Origin of the sequence: Actinoplanes sp. CA-142083, assembly GCF_050942195.1 — a bacterium.
In the GTDB taxonomy this organism is placed as follows: domain Bacteria; phylum Actinomycetota; class Actinomycetes; order Mycobacteriales; family Micromonosporaceae; genus Actinoplanes.
In genome coordinates, this window is sequence record NZ_CP192076.1 from 5,381,990 (window position 1) to 5,399,147 (window position 17,158).

General features: G+C 70.4%; 17 protein-coding genes. 6 read left to right on the top strand and 11 right to left on the bottom strand.

Translation table 11 applies throughout. The features are described 5' to 3' along the window. The first annotated feature begins 24 nt into the window (after positions 1–24). Both ACQPZX_RS24680 and ACQPZX_RS24685 read left to right on the top strand, forming a co-directional pair. Positions 25–576 (top strand): hypothetical protein, encoded by a 552-nt coding sequence (locus ACQPZX_RS24680; protein WP_433359324.1) that lies wholly within the window; start codon positions 25–27, stop codon positions 574–576. A 31-nt stretch (positions 577–607) separates the two neighbouring features. Then, the gene (locus tag ACQPZX_RS24685) at positions 608–1,156 is read left to right on the top strand and encodes an alpha/beta hydrolase (protein WP_433359325.1); all 549 of its coding nucleotides are present in this window, start codon (positions 608–610) and stop codon (positions 1,154–1,156) included. Here ACQPZX_RS24685 and ACQPZX_RS24690 read toward each other — a convergent pair. After that, positions 1,125–2,039, bottom strand: coding sequence for an RNA polymerase sigma-70 factor (locus ACQPZX_RS24690; RefSeq protein WP_433359327.1), 915 nt, complete (start codon positions 2,037–2,039; stop codon positions 1,125–1,127). The two genes, ACQPZX_RS24685 and ACQPZX_RS24690, sit on opposite strands and share 32 nt — an antisense overlap. After that, entirely contained in the window at positions 2,036–2,416 is a 381-nt protein-coding gene (locus tag ACQPZX_RS24695) for a DoxX family protein (RefSeq protein ID WP_433359329.1), read from the bottom strand. Before ACQPZX_RS24695 ends, ACQPZX_RS24690 begins: the two co-directional genes overlap by 4 nt. 210 nt (positions 2,417–2,626) lie before the next feature. On the opposite strand from ACQPZX_RS24695, the gene fdhA reads away from it, so the two are divergent. Next, positions 2,627–3,874 carry a formaldehyde dehydrogenase, glutathione-independent gene (fdhA, locus tag ACQPZX_RS24700; RefSeq protein WP_433359331.1) on the top strand — a complete coding sequence of 416 codons (1,248 nt, stop codon included), beginning with the start codon at positions 2,627–2,629 and terminating at the stop codon, positions 3,872–3,874. A gap of 4 nt (positions 3,875–3,878) precedes the next feature. Here the strand turns inward: fdhA and ACQPZX_RS24705 are convergent, their stop codons facing one another. The 3 genes from ACQPZX_RS24705 to ACQPZX_RS24715 are packed head-to-tail and all read right to left on the bottom strand — an operon-like array spanning position 3,879 to position 5,952. Next, a complete protein-coding gene (locus ACQPZX_RS24705; protein WP_433359333.1) occupies positions 3,879–5,051 on the bottom strand; it encodes an RNA polymerase sigma factor in 1,173 nt (390 codons plus the stop codon). 2 nt (positions 5,052–5,053) lie between these two features. Beyond that, positions 5,054–5,458, bottom strand: coding sequence for a YciI family protein (locus ACQPZX_RS24710; RefSeq protein WP_433359335.1), 405 nt, complete (start codon positions 5,456–5,458; stop codon positions 5,054–5,056). Beyond that, the gene (locus ACQPZX_RS24715) at positions 5,455–5,952 is read right to left on the bottom strand and encodes a pyridoxamine 5'-phosphate oxidase family protein (protein ID WP_433359337.1); all 498 of its coding nucleotides are present in this window, start codon (positions 5,950–5,952) and stop codon (positions 5,455–5,457) included. The genes ACQPZX_RS24710 and ACQPZX_RS24715 overlap by 4 nt, the downstream gene beginning before the upstream one ends. Before the next feature lie 109 nt (positions 5,953–6,061). On the opposite strand from ACQPZX_RS24715, the gene ACQPZX_RS24720 reads away from it, so the two are divergent. The 3 genes from ACQPZX_RS24720 to ACQPZX_RS24730 all read left to right on the top strand — a co-directional run bounded on the left by ACQPZX_RS24720 (position 6,062) and on the right by ACQPZX_RS24730 (position 9,226). Continuing rightward, on the top strand, positions 6,062–6,721 hold the full coding sequence (locus ACQPZX_RS24720) for an endonuclease VII domain-containing protein (RefSeq protein ID WP_433359338.1): 660 nt from the start codon (positions 6,062–6,064) through the stop codon (positions 6,719–6,721). Positions 6,722–6,921: 200 nt separating this feature from the next. Next, positions 6,922–8,154 carry a ricin-type beta-trefoil lectin domain protein gene (locus ACQPZX_RS24725; protein WP_433359340.1) on the top strand — a complete coding sequence of 411 codons (1,233 nt, stop codon included), beginning with the start codon at positions 6,922–6,924 and terminating at the stop codon, positions 8,152–8,154. Positions 8,155–8,347: 193 nt separating this feature from the next. Then, positions 8,348–9,226 (top strand): dihydrodipicolinate synthase family protein, encoded by an 879-nt coding sequence (locus ACQPZX_RS24730; RefSeq protein ID WP_433359342.1) that lies wholly within the window; start codon positions 8,348–8,350, stop codon positions 9,224–9,226. Here ACQPZX_RS24730 and ACQPZX_RS24735 read toward each other — a convergent pair. The 6 genes from ACQPZX_RS24735 to ACQPZX_RS24760 are packed head-to-tail and all read right to left on the bottom strand — an operon-like array spanning position 9,153 to position 16,462. After that, a complete protein-coding gene (locus tag ACQPZX_RS24735) occupies positions 9,153–10,907 on the bottom strand; it encodes a GH39 family glycosyl hydrolase (protein ID WP_433359344.1) in 1,755 nt (584 codons plus the stop codon). The genes ACQPZX_RS24730 and ACQPZX_RS24735 overlap by 74 nt on opposite strands. After that, a complete protein-coding gene (locus ACQPZX_RS24740) occupies positions 10,907–12,430 on the bottom strand; it encodes a glucoamylase family protein (RefSeq protein WP_433359346.1) in 1,524 nt (507 codons plus the stop codon). The genes ACQPZX_RS24735 and ACQPZX_RS24740 overlap by 1 nt, the downstream gene beginning before the upstream one ends. Positions 12,431–12,441: 11 nt before the next feature. Further along, positions 12,442–13,272, bottom strand: a complete 831-nt coding sequence (locus ACQPZX_RS24745; protein ID WP_433359348.1) for a carbohydrate ABC transporter permease — start codon at positions 13,270–13,272, stop codon at positions 12,442–12,444. Then, positions 13,262–14,206, bottom strand: a complete 945-nt coding sequence (locus ACQPZX_RS24750) for a carbohydrate ABC transporter permease (protein ID WP_433359350.1) — start codon at positions 14,204–14,206, stop codon at positions 13,262–13,264. Before ACQPZX_RS24750 ends, ACQPZX_RS24745 begins: the two co-directional genes overlap by 11 nt. 10 nt (positions 14,207–14,216) lie before the next feature. Continuing rightward, positions 14,217–15,470: a sugar ABC transporter substrate-binding protein gene (locus ACQPZX_RS24755; protein ID WP_433359352.1), complete on the bottom strand. Its 1,254-nt coding sequence runs from the start codon at positions 15,468–15,470 to the stop codon at positions 14,217–14,219. Then, positions 15,467–16,462, bottom strand: coding sequence for a LacI family DNA-binding transcriptional regulator (locus ACQPZX_RS24760; protein ID WP_433359354.1), 996 nt, complete (start codon positions 16,460–16,462; stop codon positions 15,467–15,469). Before ACQPZX_RS24760 ends, ACQPZX_RS24755 begins: the two co-directional genes overlap by 4 nt. Positions 16,463–17,158 lie beyond the last annotated feature (696 nt).

Here is a 17,158-nt window from a genome sequence, read left to right on the forward strand (position 1 = left end):
GGGCGTTGTGGGAGACTCGCCGCCGTGGGTGACGACGAGGGTGGGCTGACGGCCCGGGATCTCGTGCCCGCCGCGGGCGGCGAGTGGCACGGGCTGCTGTTCGACAACCAGGCCGTCGGCTTGCCGCCGGCGCTGACCTGGACGCTGCGGATCCCGTTCGAGCCGGTCGGCGGCGACCCGGCCGCGCTGGACGTGGAGTGGCTGCCGCTGGAGACCACCAGCTGGCGAGCCATGCGGGGCGCGGCCTGCGAGAGCGCGTCGTTCGCCGAGCCGGCCGAGGCCAGCGTCCACCATCACGGCCATCACCGCTACGACCGCGTGTCCGTGCGGGTCCTCGCCCAGGACGGCCCGCTGATCCAGGTCGCGGTGACCGTCGGCGGCGACCTCGACGCGCTGGGTCCCGCTTCGCTTGAGGCGGAGGCGTGGCTCGACTTCGCCGGTATCCGTGTGCAGCTCGGCGACGCCGATACACCCGCGGCCGCGCTGGCCCGGCTGGGCGAGTTCACCGACGTGGACGGGCTGGTGGAGCTGCCGGGCGCGCCGGGCGTGGCGTTCCACTTTGTTCGTTCGCCCTGAGTTCCATCGACGGTTGCCGTAATGTCACGGCATGGCCGACGCTGTCGTGATTCCGGGCCGGCTGTTCGGCCCCGGCGCTCCCCTGCCGATGTACACCGGCGACCTGGCCGAGTCCCGCGCCACGGTGCACCGCCACGAGTGGACGTCCACGCCGCAGTCCGACGCGGGCCCGTGGGTGCGGGCGCAGGTGACCCCGCTGCTCGACAAGCTGGGCGGGCGGCCGCTGCTGATCGGCAAATCGCTGGGCACGTACGCGGCGGCGGTGGCCGCCGAGCGTGACCTGCCCGCGGTGTGGCTGACCCCGCTGCTGCACCTGCCGGCCGTGGTGGACGCGATGTCCCGGGCCACGGCCGCGTTCCTGCTGATCGGCGGCACCCGCGACGACTCCTGGGACGCGCAGGTGGCCCGCCGGCTGACGCCGCACGTCTTCCAGGTCCAAGGCGCCGACCACGGCATGTACGTGCCAGGCCCGCTGACCGCGTCGATCGCCGTGCTGGCGCAGGTGGTGGAGGCGACGGCCGAGTTCCTCGACGAGATCGGCTGGCCGGTCACCGGCCCGGGTGCCGCACCCGCCGGTTGATCGCCCAGGCGTCGGCGACCGGGCCGAGGTGGCCGAGCTTGTCCGGGTTGATCACGACGCGGATCGCCTCGATCCGGCCGTCCACGACCTCCAGGGCCAGGGTGTGCAGGACCCGGCCGTCGCCGTCCCGGAAGATCGCGCCGGGCTGGCCGTTGACCTCGTGCCGGTCGAAGCCCACACCGGCGCGGGCCATCCGCGGATAGATCGAGGCCAGCAGCCGGGCAACATTCTCGGCGCCGGCGACCGCGCGGGCCAGCTGCGGCGCCTTTCCGCCGCCGTCGCCGGCCAGCGACACGTCTGCGGCGAGCAGGTCGCGCAGGCCTTCGAGGTCGCCCTCGCGGAGCGCGCCGAAGAACCGGGCGGCGAGGGCTTCCCGGTCGTGGCGGTCGGCGTCGAACCGCGGCCGGCCCTCGGCCATGTGCCGCCGGGCCCGCGCCGCGAGCTGCCGGCAGGCCGCCCCGGACCGGCCCACCGCCGACGCGACGTCCGGGTAGTCGAAGTCGAAGACGTCCCGCAGCACGAACACGGCCCGCTCGAGCGGGCTGAGCCGCTCGAGCAGCAGCAGCGCCGCCATCGACACCGAGTCGGCCAGCTCCACCGCCCGGGCCGGGTCCGCGTACGGGTCGGCGAGCAGCGGCTCCGGGAACCAGGGCCCGACGTACCGTTCCCGCCGGACCCGGGCCGAGCGCAGCACGTCGATCGCGACCCGGGACACGGCGGTCGACAGGAACGCCCGCGCCGACCGCGGCTCGACCGGCGACGCCTCGAACCGCAGCCACGTCTCCTGCACCGCGTCCTCGGCTTCGCTGACGCTGCCGAGGATGCGGTAGGCGATGGAGAACAGCAGCGGCCGCAGCTCCTGGAACTCGTCGATCTTCGTCACGTGAACGATTCTGGCCCGAACCGGCCCCACGCGATGAACGCCGCCAGGGCGAGGTAGACCACGTTCAGCAGCACCAGCCCGGTCTCGCCGCGCCGCCCGTGCGTGATCATCGCGCCCACCATGAGCGCGATCCAGCAGGCCGCGGTCACCGGCACCAGGATCGGCGCGACGTCCAGCGCCGCCGACAGGATCAGCCCCGCCGCGGCCAGGATCTCGAGCACTCCCAGCGTCTTGACGAAACCGGCACTGGCGTCGCCGGTCCAGCCGCCGCCGTGCGCCGCCGCGAGCTTCTCCTTGGGGACGAACGTCTTGGTGATGCCACCGGTCAGCGCCACCGCGGCGAGCAGCCCGGCCGCGATCCACAACGCGATGTTCATCGTGAGCTCCTTTCGCTGTTTCGCCCCTGGACGAGACAGCAGCCGGAGCCTGTGACATCCGGCCGGTGTGACCCGGCCCACTCGCCGCGGATGCCCGAGTGAGCAGCTTTTGTCAGTATCGATGGGTTTTCTTTCCGCGGGACCCGTTTAACCATGGCCGTGATGGCGACGTGACTATCAGTTGCCAAGAAACGACGATGGGAGGCAACGATGCCAGCCAATCGCGCAGTGATCTACCAGGGCCCGGGCCAGGTCGAGATCCAGGAGATCTCCTACCCGACGTACGAGATGAAGGACGGCCCCGGCGTCAACAAGGCCAACATCGGCCGCCGCACCCCGCACGGTGCGATCCTGCGGACCGTGGCGAGCAACATCTGCGGCAGCGACCAGCACATGGTCCGCGGGCGCACCACCGCCCCCGAGGGCCTCGTGCTCGGCCACGAGATCACCGGTGAGGTCATCGACGTCGGGCCGGACGTCGAGTACATCAAGGTCGGCGACGTGTGCTCGGTGCCGTTCAACATCGCCTGCGGGCGGTGCCGCAACTGCAAGGAGGGCAAGACCGGCGTCTGCCTGAACGTCAACCCCGACCGGCCCGGCTCGGCGTACGGGTACGTCGACATGGGCGGCTGGATCGGCGGGCAGGCCGAGTACGTGCTCGTGCCGTACGCGGACTGGAATCTGCTGAAATTCCCGGACCGCGACCAGGCGATGGAGAAGATCCTCGACCTGGCCATGCTCACCGACATCTTCCCCACCGGCTACCACGGCTGCGTCAGCGCCGGGGTGACCACCGGCTCCACCGTGTACGTCGCCGGCGCCGGACCGGTCGGGCTGGCCGCGGCCACCTCCGCGTGGCTGCTGGGCGCCGCCGTCGTCATCGTCGGCGACCTCAACGAGGAGCGCCTGGCGCAGGCCCGCAGCTTCGGCTGCGAAACGGTGAACGTGTCCGAGGGCGACCCGGCCGAGCAGGTGCAGCAGATCCTCGGCCGCGACGCCCCCGCGATCGGCCAGCCGCTGGTCGACTCCGCGGTCGACGCCGTCGGGTTCGAGGCCCGCGGGCACGGCGCGGACGCGCAGACCGAGATGCCGGCGACGGTGCTGAACTCGCTGATGGAGATCACCCGCGCGGGCGGCGCCATCGGCATCCCCGGCCTGTACGTGACCGGCGACCCGGGCGGCGTCGACGAGGCGGCCAAGGTCGGCTCGCTGTCGCTGCGGCTGGGCCTGGGCTGGGCGAAGTCGCACTCGTTCGTGACCGGCCAGTGCCCGGTGATGAAGTACAACCGCAACTTGATGATGGCGATCCTGCACGACCGGGTGCAGATCGCGAAGAACGTGAACGCCGTGGCGATCCCCCTGGACCAGGCCCCGCAGGGCTACCAGGACTTCGACCAGGGCGCCGCGAAGAAGTACGTGCTCGACCCGCACGGCCTGGTGCGGGGCAGCCTGAACTGAGCGGTCACTGCGTGGGGCGCCGCTCGGGTGCTCCACGCAGGCGCTCGTTGAGCCGGGCGGCCTGCCGGGTCAGGTGGTCGCGTTCGGCCAGGTTGGACGCCGCCCGGGCCGCCTCGGCGTACAGCCGCGCCGCGGTCACCGGGTCACCGTCACGCTCGTGCAGATATGCCACGGCCGCCGTGTGGCGGGGCAGGGCCGGGTCGAGCTCGGCCAGGGCCGCCAGCCCGGCGCGCGGGCCGTCGGCCTCCCCGACCGCGACGGCCCGGTTGAGCCGGGCCACCGGGCTGCCGGTCAGGCGCACCAGCTCGTCGTACCACTCGACGATCTGCACCCAGTCGGTCTCCGCGGCCGTCCTGGCGTCCGCGTGCAGCGCGGCGACGGCCGCCTGCGCCTGGAACTCGCCCAGCCGGTCGCGGGCCAGCGCCGCCTGCAGCACGCCGACGCCTTCGGCGATCAGCTTGGTGTCCCACAAGCCGCGGTCCTGCTCGGCGAGCGGCACCAAGCTCCCGTCCGGGCGGGTACGCGCCGGCCGGCGCGCGTGGTGCAGCAGCATCAGCGCCAGCAGCCCCGCCGCCTCCTCGTCCCTGGTCATCGCCGCCACCTGACGGGCCAGCCGGATCGCCTCGGCCGCCAGGTCGACCTCACCCGAGTAACCCTCGTTGAAGACCAGATACAGCACCCGCAGCACGGTGGCGAGGTCACCGGGCTGGTTGAACCGGACCCCCGACACGGTCCGCTTGGCCCGGCTGATCCGCTGCGCCATCGTCGCCTCCGGCACCAGATACGCCTCGGCGATCTGACGCGTGGTCAGCCCGCCGACCGCGCGCAGCGTGAGCGCGACCGCCGACGCCGGGCTCAGCGACGGATGCGCGCACAGGAAATACAGCCGCAGCGTGTCGTCCACCGCCGCGCCCAGTTCGGCCGGCGGCTCGGCCCCGGCCAGCTCCTCACGCTGCCGCCGGGACGCCTCGGCCCGGGCGGCGTCGAGGAACTTGCGCCACGCCACCGTGATCAGCCAGCCCTGCGGGTCGCGCGGCCGGTCCTGCGGCCACACCCGCATCGCCTCGATCAGGGCTTCCTGCACGGCGTCCTCGGCCGCCGCGAAATCGGCTCCGCGGCGCACGAGGACGGCGATCACCGTGGGGGTGAGGTTCCGCAGCAGGACGTCGTCCCTCATGGTCACTCGGTGGTGGGCGCGTGCGAGGTCATCATCGGCCGCACCTCGAGCCACTCGTGGATCGGCTTGCCGCCCGCGCCCGGCGCCGCGGACAACTCGGCGGCCAGTTCCAGCGCCCGCTCGTAGCTGTCCACGTCGATCACCATCCACCCGGCGATCAGATCCTTGGTCTCCGCGAACGGGCCGTCGGTGACCGGCGGCCGGCCGGCCCCGCCGGAACGCACGAACGTGCCCTCCGGCGACAGCGACTGGCTGTCGACGAACTCGCCGCCGGCCTGCAGCCGCGCGGCGAAATCCTCCATGTACCGCACGTGCTCGGACACCTCCTGCGGCGTCCACTGATCCATCGGCACGTCGTTGACCGGCGCCGGTGCGCCCCGGTAGTGCTTGAGCAGCAGGTACTTCATCGGGCACTCCTCGCTTCGCGTTCCCGGACCAGTTCCTCGACCGCGCTCGGCAGCGTCGTCTCGAAGTCGATCAGCTTCGCCCACGTCGGCGTCACCACGATCCGCACCATGCCGTCGTACAGCGAACGCACCTCCGCCTCCCACTCGACACGCTGCTCCGGGGTCATCTGGTAGCTGCCGTTCATCGTCAGGTACTCCTGCGGGATGCCCTCGACCACGTCGAGCTCCGCGCGCCCCCGGATCAGAAGGATCTTCGGCGGATGCACCTCGGTGTCGATGGTGAGCGCCACCATCGGGTTCGCGCGCAGCGCATGCAGCTTCGGCGCGTTCGTCGACGTGCACATGACCACGTTCGTCCCGTTCCAGGTGAACGCGATCGGGACGTTACGCGGCGTGCCGTCCTTGGCGACGTAGGCGAGCCGGGTCAGATCCTGCGCCAGCAGTTCCCGGCTGTACGGCCGGTCCAGCACTGCAGCGACCTCGTGCGGTTGCATGTCCGTTCCTCCTGGTCGTCGTCCATTGCTGCCCGAGGGACGGAGCCGGTTGCGCTTTCTCGACATCGGCGCGCCAGAAATTGTCAGAGCCCCCACCTAGCGTGGACACATGTTCGAACCGGACGTCCGGCGGTGCCCTCGCTGCCATCAGAACAGACCCGGCACGGCGTTCCGCTCCGCGTCGGGCCGCCCCACCCAGAGCTGCTCGGCATGCCTGGAGCGCAGCCGCCTGACCAACCGCGTCCGCCGCGCCGGCCTCGGGCCCGCGGGTCGCCGTGCCGACAACCTGCGGCACAAGTACGGCCTGCTCCCGGAGGAATACGACGCGCTGCGGGCGGCCCAGGAGTATCGCTGTCAGATCTGCGGCGTCCACGAGGACGACATCGAGGCGCCGCGCACCGGCCGCCCGCGATCGGACGGCAGCCCCGCCACCGAGGGAGTCCGCCTCGTCGTGGACCACTGCCACCGCACCGGCCGGGTGCGCGGCCTGCTCTGCGCCGGCTGCAACGTGATGATCGGCAACGCGGCCGACTCGCCCGAGATCCTCCTCGCCGCGGCCGCGTACCTCAGCCGCGACGCCGAGCCCGCCCCGAGGCCGCAGCTGGCGCGCCTGCGCATCCTCGACACGGTCCCGGACGGACGGCCGTCCCGGACGGTGCAGTTCCGCGGCTCGGTCACGATCCGCCTCGACGGCCACGAGGTCCACGTCGCCGAGGGCAGCACGACGACGGTCGTATCCCCGACCGGCAACTTCGAGGTGATCACATAACAGTCATTATGGTGTACGCAGCGTTATGTCCGTTTCGTGTTTATTGGATTGCCGGTAACAGTAATCCAGTAATTATCCAACGCTGCCGTACGTGGCTTTGTTTAAGGCTTTGCGATAAGTGGGTTTCCGGCTTGACTGATGGGGGTCGATCTCTTAACACTGTTGCAAAATTGCACGCCTCTTCCCCGGAGGAATCCCCCATGCGTTTGTCCAGGTTCTTCACCGCGGCGGCGGTGGTCATGGTCGCCCTGGGCGCCGGGCTGACCGTCGCCTCCCGAAGTGACACGGCCGAAGCCGCCGTTGTCTGGAACGAAGAGTTCAACGGCGCCGCCGGCTCCGGCGTCGACACGTCGAAGTGGAACTTCGACGTCGGCGGCAGCGGCTGGGGCAACCAGGAGCTGCAGTACTACACCAGCGGCACCAGCAACGTCGCGATGGACGGCCAGGGCCACCTGGTCATCACCGCCCGCAAGGGCAGCGGCGGCCACAACGACTGCTGGAACGGCGCCTGCCAGTTCACCTCGGGCCGGATCCAGACCTCCGGCAAGTTCACCCAGCAGTACGGCCACATCGAGGCCCGCATCCAGGTCCCCAACGGCTCCGGCCTCTGGCCCGCCTTCTGGATGCTCGGCGGCGGCAACTGGCCGACCGACGGCGAGATCGACATCATGGAGGTCGTCGGCCGGGACCCCAACCGGCTGTACGGCACGCTGCACGGCCCGGGCTACTCCGGCGGCAACGGCTACGGCGCGAGCATCGTGGCCGGCTCGCCCTGGTACCAGGCGTTCCACAACTTCGCCGTGGACTGGTCGGCCAACCAGATCGTCTGGACCGTGGACGGCCAGGAGTTCTTCCGGGCCACCCCGGCCTCGCTGCAGGCCGCCAAGGGCAACGTCAGCTGGGTCTACAACCACCCGTTCTTCATCATCCTCAACCTGGCCGTCGGCGGTAACTTCGGCCAGGGCAACCCGGCCGGCCTGCCCGCCGAGAGCCGGATGCTGATCGACTACGTGCACGTCAGCACGTCTAGCACGACTCCGCCGCCGAGCGGCGGCGGCGCGCTGAAGTCCAGCCTGAGCGGGCGCTGCATCGACATCCCCGGCGCCAACCCGGTCGACGGCGCCCGGCTGCAGACCTACGACTGCAACGGCACCGGCGCCCAGCAGTGGACGGCGAACAGCGACGGCACGCTGCGCGCGCTCGGCAAATGCATGGACCCGGCGGGCGGGGCGCTCGCCAACGGCACCCCGATCCAGCTGGTCACCTGCAACGGCAACCCGGTTCAGCGTTTCACCTTGACGGCGGCCGGCGACCTGGTGAACGTGTCGGCGAACCGGTGTGTGGACGTGAAGGACCGCAACACCGCCAACGGCGCCCAGCTTCAGCTGTGGGACTGCACCGGCGGCTCCAACCAGAAGTGGACGCGCGCCTGATCCGCTGACGGCGAGGCGCTCGCTGGCGCGGGCCGTTGTCCAGCATGCCCTGGACGAAGGCCGGCAGCTGCTCGGCGAGCGCCTCGTCGGGGGCCGGTGTCCACGACACCGCCCGGTACAAATAAGCATTGCTTAAACATCCGGCAGCAGAATTAACTGGACCTAACTGCTGGGCGCGGGCACGGTGGAACGCATGCTCTACGTTCCCGTGATCACCCCGTTCGACGAGCAGGGCGACGTGGCCTGGCAGTCCCTGGAGGCCCTGGCCCACGAGCTGCTCGAGGACGGCGCGACCGGCCTGGTGGCGCTGGGCACCACCGCCGAGCCGTCGTCGCTGACCGCCGCCGAGCGCCGCGACGTCCTGGACCTTCTGGCCGCGGTGTGCCGCGAGCACGGCTCCCCGCTGATCGTGGGCGCCAACGACCCGGACCAGCTGCGCATCCTCGCCGACCGGCCGGCCGTCACCGGCGCGCTGAGCCTGGTCCCGCCGTTCCTGCGGCCCGGCCCGGAGGGCGTCCGCGCGCATTTCGAGCACCTGGCCGCCCTCTCCCCGGTGCCGCTGGTCGTCTACCACGTGCCCTACCGCACCGCCCAGCCGTTGACCGCGGCGTCCCTGCACCGGCTGGCCGCGATCCCGAACGTCACCGCGATCAAGTTCGCGCCCGGCGCGATCGACCCGGAGGTGGTCGCGTTCCTCGCGTCGCCGCCGCCCGACTTCACGATCCTGGCCGGCGACGACGTCCTGCTCTCCCCGTTGCTCGCGATGGGCGCGCACGGTGGCATCCTCGCCTCCGCCCACGTCGACACCGCGTCCTACGCGCGGCTGATCACCGCCTGGCGGCAGGGCGACCTCGCCGAGGCCCGCGCGCTGGGCCACCGGCTGGCCACGCTGTCGGCCGCCCTGTTCGCCGAGCCCAACCCCACGATCATCAAGGCCATCCTGTACGACGAGGGCCGCATCCCCTCCGCGAACGTGCGCCTGCCGCTGGTGCAGGCCGCTACACCGGCCGAACTTCCAGGAAGACGATCCCGGGATTGGGCAGCGCGAACACCAGTTCCTCCCCGGGCGTGACCCGCCGCGCCGGCTGGGCCTCCCGCAGGACGTCGCGGGCCTTGAGCCCGGCCCATTCGGCGTCGCTGGGCCAGGTGCCCTCCCAGCGCAGGTTCCCGTGGTCGGCGTCCACCCGCCACACCCGCAACGTGTGCGGGCCCGCCAGTTGCGGGGCGAACCGCACCAGCCGGGCCAGCGCGGCCTCCCCGTCGCCGCGGCTGTGGTCGAGGGTGCTGTTCCACAGCAGGACCCCGATCCCGCCGTCCTCGTACGCCGATCCCCAGGCTTCGACCAGGCTGCCGGCGCCGTCGCCCGACAACGACATCGGCAGTTCCGCGGGTCCGAGCTTCTGCGCCAGCCACAGTGCCCAGAACTTCGGCTTGGCCAGGTTCCCGACGGTCAGCAGCCCGAAGCCGCCGTGCATCAGCCGCTGCGGCCGGCCGAGCTCCTCGAAGTGGTCGGAGGCCACCCAGGGCGCCAGGGCGTCGAGCCGGCCGGCCGCCGACCGCATGCCTTTGAGCAGGAACGCGGCGGCGAACACCGAGTCGTTGATGGAGCTGCCGTGGGTGGCGGTGACCCCCCATTCGGTCCACAGGATCGGCCGGCCCTGGGCCCATGGCCTCAGGTCCAGCGGCAAGGTGCCGTACACGTGCGTGGAAAGGAAATCGACGGGCGCGTCCACTTTCAGCTGGTCGTCGATCCACCCGACCGCCGCGGTGGCCGGGCCGCCGACCGCCAGCGCCGGGTCCACCGATTTCACCGCGGCCGCCGTGGACGCGTAGAGGCGCCAGTACTCCTCGGGGGTGCCGGACCAGAACACCGACAGGTTCGGCTCGTTCCACACCTCGAACCGCCACCGCTCGCGCAGTTCCTCGATCCCGTACCGCTCCACCAGGTGCGTGGTGAAGGCCCGGATCAGCTCGTGCCAGAGATCCCAGTCCTTCGGCGGCGAGATGATTCCCTCGTACGCGAAAACCGTGCGCGACGGATCGGCGGCGAGCTCCCGCGGCATGTACCCGAATTCGACGACCGGCGTCATCCCCAGGTCGCGGACGGTGTCGTACACCTGGTCCACGGTGCTGAAGTCGAACGTGCCGCCGCGGTAGACGTCGGCGAGGATCCCGTGCGCCCGCACGGTTCGCACGCCGAGCTCGTCGTGGACCCGCCGCAGCGCTTCCCGCACTTCGTCCCCGATGACCTGCCCGCCGGTGGTGTCCGTGCACAGCAGATGGCTGAGGTGCTCCGACCCGACCATCTCCTGCCAGACGCGGTGCAGCTGTTCCTTGGCCGGGCCGCCGATCTTGACCGTGACCGTGGCCGGCCCGTCGGCATCGTGGGTGGGCACCGGCGCCGACAGCGGCCCGATCGCGTTGACCGTCGACAGCGCCGCGATCGCGTACCAGCCGCCGCGCCCGCCGGTCGTGTCCGCGTACGGCCCGTGCGGAACCGCCAGGACGTCCCCGCCGCCGTGGTCGACGACCTCGAACGGCCCCGACTCGGATACGGCCCGGTGGACGGCGTAGCCGATGGCGCCGTCGACGGGTTCCCAGCTCACGGTCACCTGCCCGCGCCCGGCGACAGCCTTCACCCCCGCCGGCGCGGGCAGGTCCGCCACGACCGGGTCGCCCGGGGTGCGGTCCTGGGCGCCGCCGCCGCCCATCAGCTCCGCCCACCGGGCCCGGGCCTGGTCCTCGATCGTCATCAGCGCCCCCTGCCCAGCTGCGGCAGCGGCTGCCGGGCCGGCACGTTGAACGTCTCCGCGGCCAGCAGCGGCCGGACCGCCCGTTCGAACGACGGGGTCACGAACGCCCGCTTCAGCACGTTGTTCGCGGACACGTTCCCGATCGCCCCCATGATCATCGACTGGTCGAGGGACAGGTACCGCTTGGCCACGGTCTTGCTGCGCACCGCCACCGCGTCGTAGAAGCCGCCCGGCCCGTACGCGTCGAAATCGCTCTTGATCTTGGAAAGGTTGCGGAGGGCGGGCTGTTTCGCGTAGGGCAGCGCGAGGAACGCCGCGTGCGGAGTCACCACGCCGTCGCCGTAGACGGCGGGCGGACCGGCCGGCCGGCAGTCACCGAACCCGGCGTCGTACTTGCCGCCCTGCACATCCGACGGGTAACCGTCGGTGTCCATGCCCATCGCGTCGACACCCCACGCGGAGTAACCGCCGAACGGGTTCGACGCCGGGGAGAACCCCCAGTAGCCGTACCGGGCGTCGTTGAGGCCGTGCTCGATCTGCGCCGCCACGGTCGCCGGATGGTTGCGTCCCCAGCTGTTCGGGCCCCACGCGGCCTCGGGGACGAACAGGTCGGGCATGAGCGCCTCGAACATGTCGCCGCCCCAGCTCGGCACGAACGTGATGCCCCGGTACCGGTAGGAGCCCTCGTAGACCTGCACCCCGAGGTGCGTGGTCGTGAAGCCTCGCGGCTGCATCTCCTGCCAGGAGTAGTCGCAGTTGTCGGGCAGGGTGCGCATGGTGTCGTAGTACGCGGCCGGCGGGATCTGCCCGGCGCCGATGCCCAGGTAGGTGGCGATCCGCGGCTCGGTCACGGTGATGTCGTAGTGGTTGCAGGTGAACCAGACGCCCTTGTCCGCGTCGGTGACCGAGCAGCCGGGCGGCTGCGTGTCCCAGAAACCGCCGCGAATCAGCCCGCGCGTGCCGATCGGGGTCTGCGCGGCCGGGTTGTAGAAGTAACCGAAGTTCATCGCGGACAGGATCCGGCCGGCCTTTCCGCGCAGTGATGGCATCGCACCCTCGACCACTCGCAGTGACGCCGCCAGCCAGCCGTTGTCGACGCTCGACAGGAACGGCGTGACCGTCGAGCCGTCCTCGGGCCAGACCGTCACCACCGCTCCCGTGCGCGGGTCGTACCAGTTGTAGAACATGCCCGATTTTTCATGGTGTTTCAGGGTAGCCAGGGTATCGAGGGTTTTCGACACTCTGGCGGTCGCCTCCCGGCCGGAGATCAACCCAAGGTCTCGCGCGACCACGGCCGACCACATGTAGCCGCCGATGTTGGTGGGTGACGTATAGGACGATTTGACGGACAAGTCGCCGCTGAGGTTGTCGGCGACCAGGCCGGTCGCCAGGTCGGTCATGGCGGTCAGGGAGCGCCAGGTGTCCCGCGCATAGCCGCGCAGCGGATCGGCGGTCCCGGCGCCCACGAGAGAACCGAGCACGAGGACGGAAGCGAGCAAAGAGCCGAGCAGACGTCTCACCACGAATACACCCCTCACTTGAGACCGGTCGTGGCGATGCCGCGCAGGAATTGCCGCTGCAGCACCAGGAAGACGATGAGGACGGGCAGCACGACGACGACAGCGCCGGCGAGAAGCAGCCCGAAATAGATGCGGTTCTGCCCGATGCTGTAGAGCGCGAGCGCGACCGGCAGCGTGTACATGTCATCGGTGGTGGCCACCACGAGCGGCCACAGGAAGTTGTTCCACGAGGCGAGGAACGTCAAGATGCCGAGGGTCGCCAGGGCCGGTTTGCACAGCGGCAGCACGATCCGCCAGAAGATCCGCCATTCCCCGGCCCCGTCGACGCGGGCCGCTTCGATCAGGTCGTCGGGGATCGACAGCAGGAACTGTCTCATCAGGAACACCCCGAACGGGCCGGCGAGAAACGGCAACACCAGTCCCGCGTACGAGTTGGCCAGCCCCAAATTGCTGACGAGCACGAATTGCGGCACGAACGTCACCATGCCGGGCACCATGAGCATGCCGAGCACCGTGAGGAACAAGGCTTTGCGGCCGGGGAAGTTCAGCTTCGCCAGGGCGTAGCCGAGCAGCGAGCAGAACAGCAGGTTCCCCAGCGTCACGAGCACCGCGACGACGGCCGAGTTCAGGAAGTACCGCGGGAAGTCGAGCCGCGCGAACAGCTCGTGATAGTGGGTGAGCGTCCAATGCTGCGGCCACCAGGTCGGCGGGTCCGCGCGGATCTCCCCTTCCGGTTTGAACGAGGACAGCAGCATCCACAGGAACGGCCCGACGACGACCAGCAGCCCGCCGAACAGCAGCGTGTAGAGAACGATCCGGGCGATCACGTCGCGTCTAGTCAGCATCGCGCGCCCCCAGCAGCCGGAACTGCAGCACCGACAGCGCCACGATCGCGACGAACAGCACGTACGCCGCCGCGGCCGCGTAGCCGTAATTGCCGAACCCGAACTGGTTGTAGATGTGGTACGAAACCGACAGCGTCGACGACAACGGTCCGCCTTGCGTCATCACGAGCGGCTCCTCGAACAGCTGCAGATACCCGATGCCGGTGATGACCGCGCCGAACAGCAGAGCCGGGCGCATCAACGGCAGCGTCACGTGGCGGAACTGCTGCCATCGCCCCGCGCCGTCCAGCGTCGCCGCCTCGTACAGGTGAATCGGAATGCCTTGCAGAGCGGCGAGGAAAATCACCATGAGCGACCCGAAGTTCCGCCACGCGGCCATCACGGTGATCGACGCCAGGGACGTGCTGGGGTCGCCGAGCCAGTTGGGGCCGGTGATGCCGACCTGGGCGAGCAGGTTGTTGACCAGGCCGGCGCCCGGGTCGAGCAGGAACCGCCACACCACCGCGATCGCCACGATGCTGGTGACCACGGGCAGGTAGAAACCGACTCGGAACAGGCCGCGGAGCCGGATCAGCCCCGAGTTCAGCGCGTTCGCCGCCGCCATCGCCGCGACGATCGTCAACGGCACGCCGAACAGGACGAACACCGCCGTGTTAACTGCGGCTTTCTGGAACAACGTGTCGGCGAAAAGTTTCGTGTAGTTGTCCAGCCCGACGAAGTTCACGGAAAGGGGGTGCCGCAGATCGGTGGAGCGCATGTCGGTGACGCTCATCAGAAGCGACGCCACCACCGGCAGCAACGCGAACACCACGAACAGGACGGTGAACGGCGCCGCGAACGACCAGCCCGTCACCGCCCTGCGCCATTTCCGTCGTCCGGCGGTGTTCCCGGCGGCGGTGGGCTGGTCGGTCGCGGTCGTGCCGACCGTGGTCACGACGGCCACGTCAGACCCCGGTCCCGATCGTGTCGGCCTGCTGCTGCACCGCCTTCAACGCGGCGGCCGGGTCCTCGCCGCCGACGCACACCTTTTCCACCTCGGTGTCGAACACCGCGGCGACCTGATCCCACGTCGGATACGCCGGCGGCGCCTTCGCGGACTTCAGCTGCTCGCCGAACACCTGCAGGATCTTGTCTCCGGTCAATGCGGAATTGGTCCACGCGGACTGCACGGCCGGCAGGTCGCTGACCGTCTGATACCACTTCACCTGCACGTCGGGCTTGCTCAGCCAGGCGATGAACTTCCACGCCGAGTCCCGGTTCTTCGCGTCCTTGAACACGGCGAGGTTGCTGCCGCCGATGAACGACGTCGACGATTTCCCGGTCGGCATCGGCGCCACCGAGAAGTCCTTGCCGCCCTGGTCCTTCAGGATGCCGACGTGCCACGGCCCCGACATGAACGCGCCGATCTGACCCTTCACGAACGCGGGCTCGAGCGCCCCCTGCGGCAGGTCCTTAGGCGACAGCCCATTGGTGAAGAACGACTGGTAGTACTTGAGGGCCTCGGTCATCTCCGGGGTGTCGAACGTGTATTTCCCGTCCGCCGCGATGTCCGCGCCGTTGGACCAGCCGAACGGCAGGACCGACTGCCAGCTGCCGGTCTTGCCGGGCTGAATGTTGAAGCCCCATTTCGCGCCGGCTTTCGTCTGCATCGCCTTGGCCATCGCGGTCAGGTCGTCCCACGTCTTCGGCCCGTCCGGGAAACCCGCCTTGGCGGCCAGATCGGTGCGGTAGTAGATGCCGCGGGTCTCCACATACCACGGCACCCCGTATGACGTGCCGTCGACAACCGTCGTGTCCCAGGCGCCCGGGAAGAATGTGCTCTTCTGGAACAGGTCGGTCGGCGTCGGGTCGAGCGCGCCCGTCTTCGCGAGCCCGCCCTCCATCGTCGTCCCGATCATCGACACGTCCGGGGTCTGCTTCGCCGCGATCGCCGCCGACAGTTTCTGACCCGCCGACTCCCACGGCACCGCCGTCACGGTCACCTTCGCGTCCGGGTTCTCGGCGGTGAAGCCCTTCGCGAACTCGGCGAGCTTCTCCCCCTCCGTACCCATCGCCCAGACGGTTATCTCCCCGCTGGCCTTGCCCTCGCCGACCGCCTTGGCGGTCTCGGACCCTCCGCTCGAGTCACGACCGCAACCGGCCGCGACGCTCAACGCCAGCGCCGCACACGCGGCGGCGGCGACGAATCGTTGCCTCATCGGTGAACCTCCGGGGAGTGGGTTCCGCAGCTGGTCCGGACGACCAGCCGGGTAGGCAGAATCCGCCGCCGGGCCGCGGCGGCGGTGTCGTTGCTCTCGGTGATGCGCCGGTTCAGCCACCGGGCCGCGGTGGCGCCCAGTTCCCGCATCGGCTGACGCACCGTGGTCAGCCCCGCGAACTGCGCCGCCATCAGGTCGTCCCAGCCCGTCACGGTCTGTCGCGGCCGCTCCAGCAGCACCCCCAGCGCCACCTCGTCGTTGGCGCAGATCACCGCTTGCGCTTGATCGCCCAGCGCACGCGCCGCGGCCCGGCCCGCCTCAACATCAAGACCAGTTATCCGTACGAGTTCCGCGGGCGCCGCGCCGGCCGTGGCCAGCCCTTTCTGCACGCCCACCCAGCGCCCTTTCACGTCCGGCGACCCGTCCGGGTCCCCCAGGAACACGAACCTCTCGTGCCCGTGCTCCAGGAGATGCGCCACCAGCGCCTCGGCCGTCCTCCGGTTCTCCGCGCGCACGGTGTCCACCCCCGGCACCGGATCCCGCGCGAGCAGCACCATCGGCAGCCCGGTCGCCGCCAGCTTCCCGATCACCTCGTCGCTGACCGTCTGCCCCATCACGGTCAGCCCGTCCACCCGCGACGCCATGTCCCGCACCGCGGCCTCCGCGTCCGGCCGCCCGCTGGTGGCCAGAATCAGCACGCTGCTGCCGAAACCCGCAGCCGCCGCCTCGTACCCGAGGACCACTTCCGCGTAGTACGGCCCCACCAGATCCGGGAACACGATCCCGTTCGCCGCGTGCCGCCCCTCAGCCAGCGACCGCCCCAGCCGGCTAGGCGTGAACTGCAACTCCCTCGCGGCCGCGAGAACCCTCTCCCGCGTCTGCTCAGTGACCAGCTCCGACCCGCGCAGAGCCCGAGACACCGTGGCGATGGACACTCCCGCGACCTGAGCGACCTGATAGATCGTCGCCTTTGAAAGCGCTTTCATCGCCATGGCCGGACCGTAACCCGCCCGCAAACCCCCCGAAACTCGAGCCTTTCACAGATTCACCATCAGCAATTTCCCCCAAAACCCCACCAACACCCACCCCACCCGCACCCACCGTCACCGCCGCCCCTGCCCGCCCGCACCCGACCGCCGACGGGACTGCATGGCTCCCCGCACCCACACAGCACCAAAGCCCCTGCCACTCGTCGCTGCCGCGCAACCGCCGCCCTGCCCGCTCGCACCCCATCGCCGCCTCGACTGCACGGCCCCGCCCACCCGCGCACCCCGCAGCCCCCTGCCCACTGACGCCGCCCTGCCACCCGCGCCGGAGCCCCACCCGATCGCCACCGCTTGGGCGCCCAGGGCGCTCCCGCCCCGCAGCCTTGATGTCTTGCCGCGCGCTCCGCACCGAAGTTCATCAAGGTCGCCAACGCCGCGCCCCAGAACCGCAGCCTTGATAACTTGCGGCGCGCCAAGCACCAGAGCTCATCAAGGTCGCCAACGCCCCGCCGAGCACCGCACCGCAGCGTTGACAACTTGCCGCGCACCCCGCACCAGAGCTCATCAAGGTCGCCAACGCCGGCGCCGCAGCGAGCACGACGCCCGCAGCCGTGATGATTTGCCGCACGCCCCGCACCGGAACACATCAAGGTCGCGCCCGCGCACGTCACCGGCCACCCGCCGCCGGCGGATTCGGCCTCA

Bases quoted from the DNA above. Each gene is read 5' to 3' on its own strand.
- ACQPZX_RS24685 (WP_433359325.1), top strand. From the start codon at position 608: ATGGCCGACGCTGTCGTGATTCCGGGCCGGCTGTTCGGCCCCGGCGCT.
- ACQPZX_RS24730 (WP_433359342.1), top strand. From the start codon at position 8,348: ATGCTCTACGTTCCCGTGATCACCCCGTTCGACGAGCAGGGCGACGTG.
- ACQPZX_RS24695 (WP_433359329.1), bottom strand. From the start codon at position 2,416: ATGAACATCGCGTTGTGGATCGCGGCCGGGCTGCTCGCCGCGGTGGCG.
- ACQPZX_RS24710 (WP_433359335.1), bottom strand. From the start codon at position 5,458: ATGAAGTACCTGCTGCTCAAGCACTACCGGGGCGCACCGGCGCCGGTC.
- ACQPZX_RS24715 (WP_433359337.1), bottom strand. From the start codon at position 5,952: ATGCAACCGCACGAGGTCGCTGCAGTGCTGGACCGGCCGTACAGCCGG.
- ACQPZX_RS24755 (WP_433359352.1), bottom strand. From the start codon at position 15,470: ATGAGGCAACGATTCGTCGCCGCCGCCGCGTGTGCGGCGCTGGCGTTG.
- ACQPZX_RS24705 (WP_433359333.1), bottom strand. From the start codon at position 5,051: ATGAGGGACGACGTCCTGCTGCGGAACCTCACCCCCACGGTGATCGCC.
- ACQPZX_RS24720 (WP_433359338.1), top strand. From the start codon at position 6,062: ATGTTCGAACCGGACGTCCGGCGGTGCCCTCGCTGCCATCAGAACAGA.
- ACQPZX_RS24760 (WP_433359354.1), bottom strand. From the start codon at position 16,462: ATGGCGATGAAAGCGCTTTCAAAGGCGACGATCTATCAGGTCGCTCAG.
- ACQPZX_RS24735 (WP_433359344.1), bottom strand. From the start codon at position 10,907: ATGACGATCGAGGACCAGGCCCGGGCCCGGTGGGCGGAGCTGATGGGC.
- ACQPZX_RS24745 (WP_433359348.1), bottom strand. From the start codon at position 13,272: ATGCTGACTAGACGCGACGTGATCGCCCGGATCGTTCTCTACACGCTG.
- fdhA (WP_433359331.1), top strand. From the start codon at position 2,627: ATGCCAGCCAATCGCGCAGTGATCTACCAGGGCCCGGGCCAGGTCGAG.
- ACQPZX_RS24725 (WP_433359340.1), top strand. From the start codon at position 6,922: ATGCGTTTGTCCAGGTTCTTCACCGCGGCGGCGGTGGTCATGGTCGCC.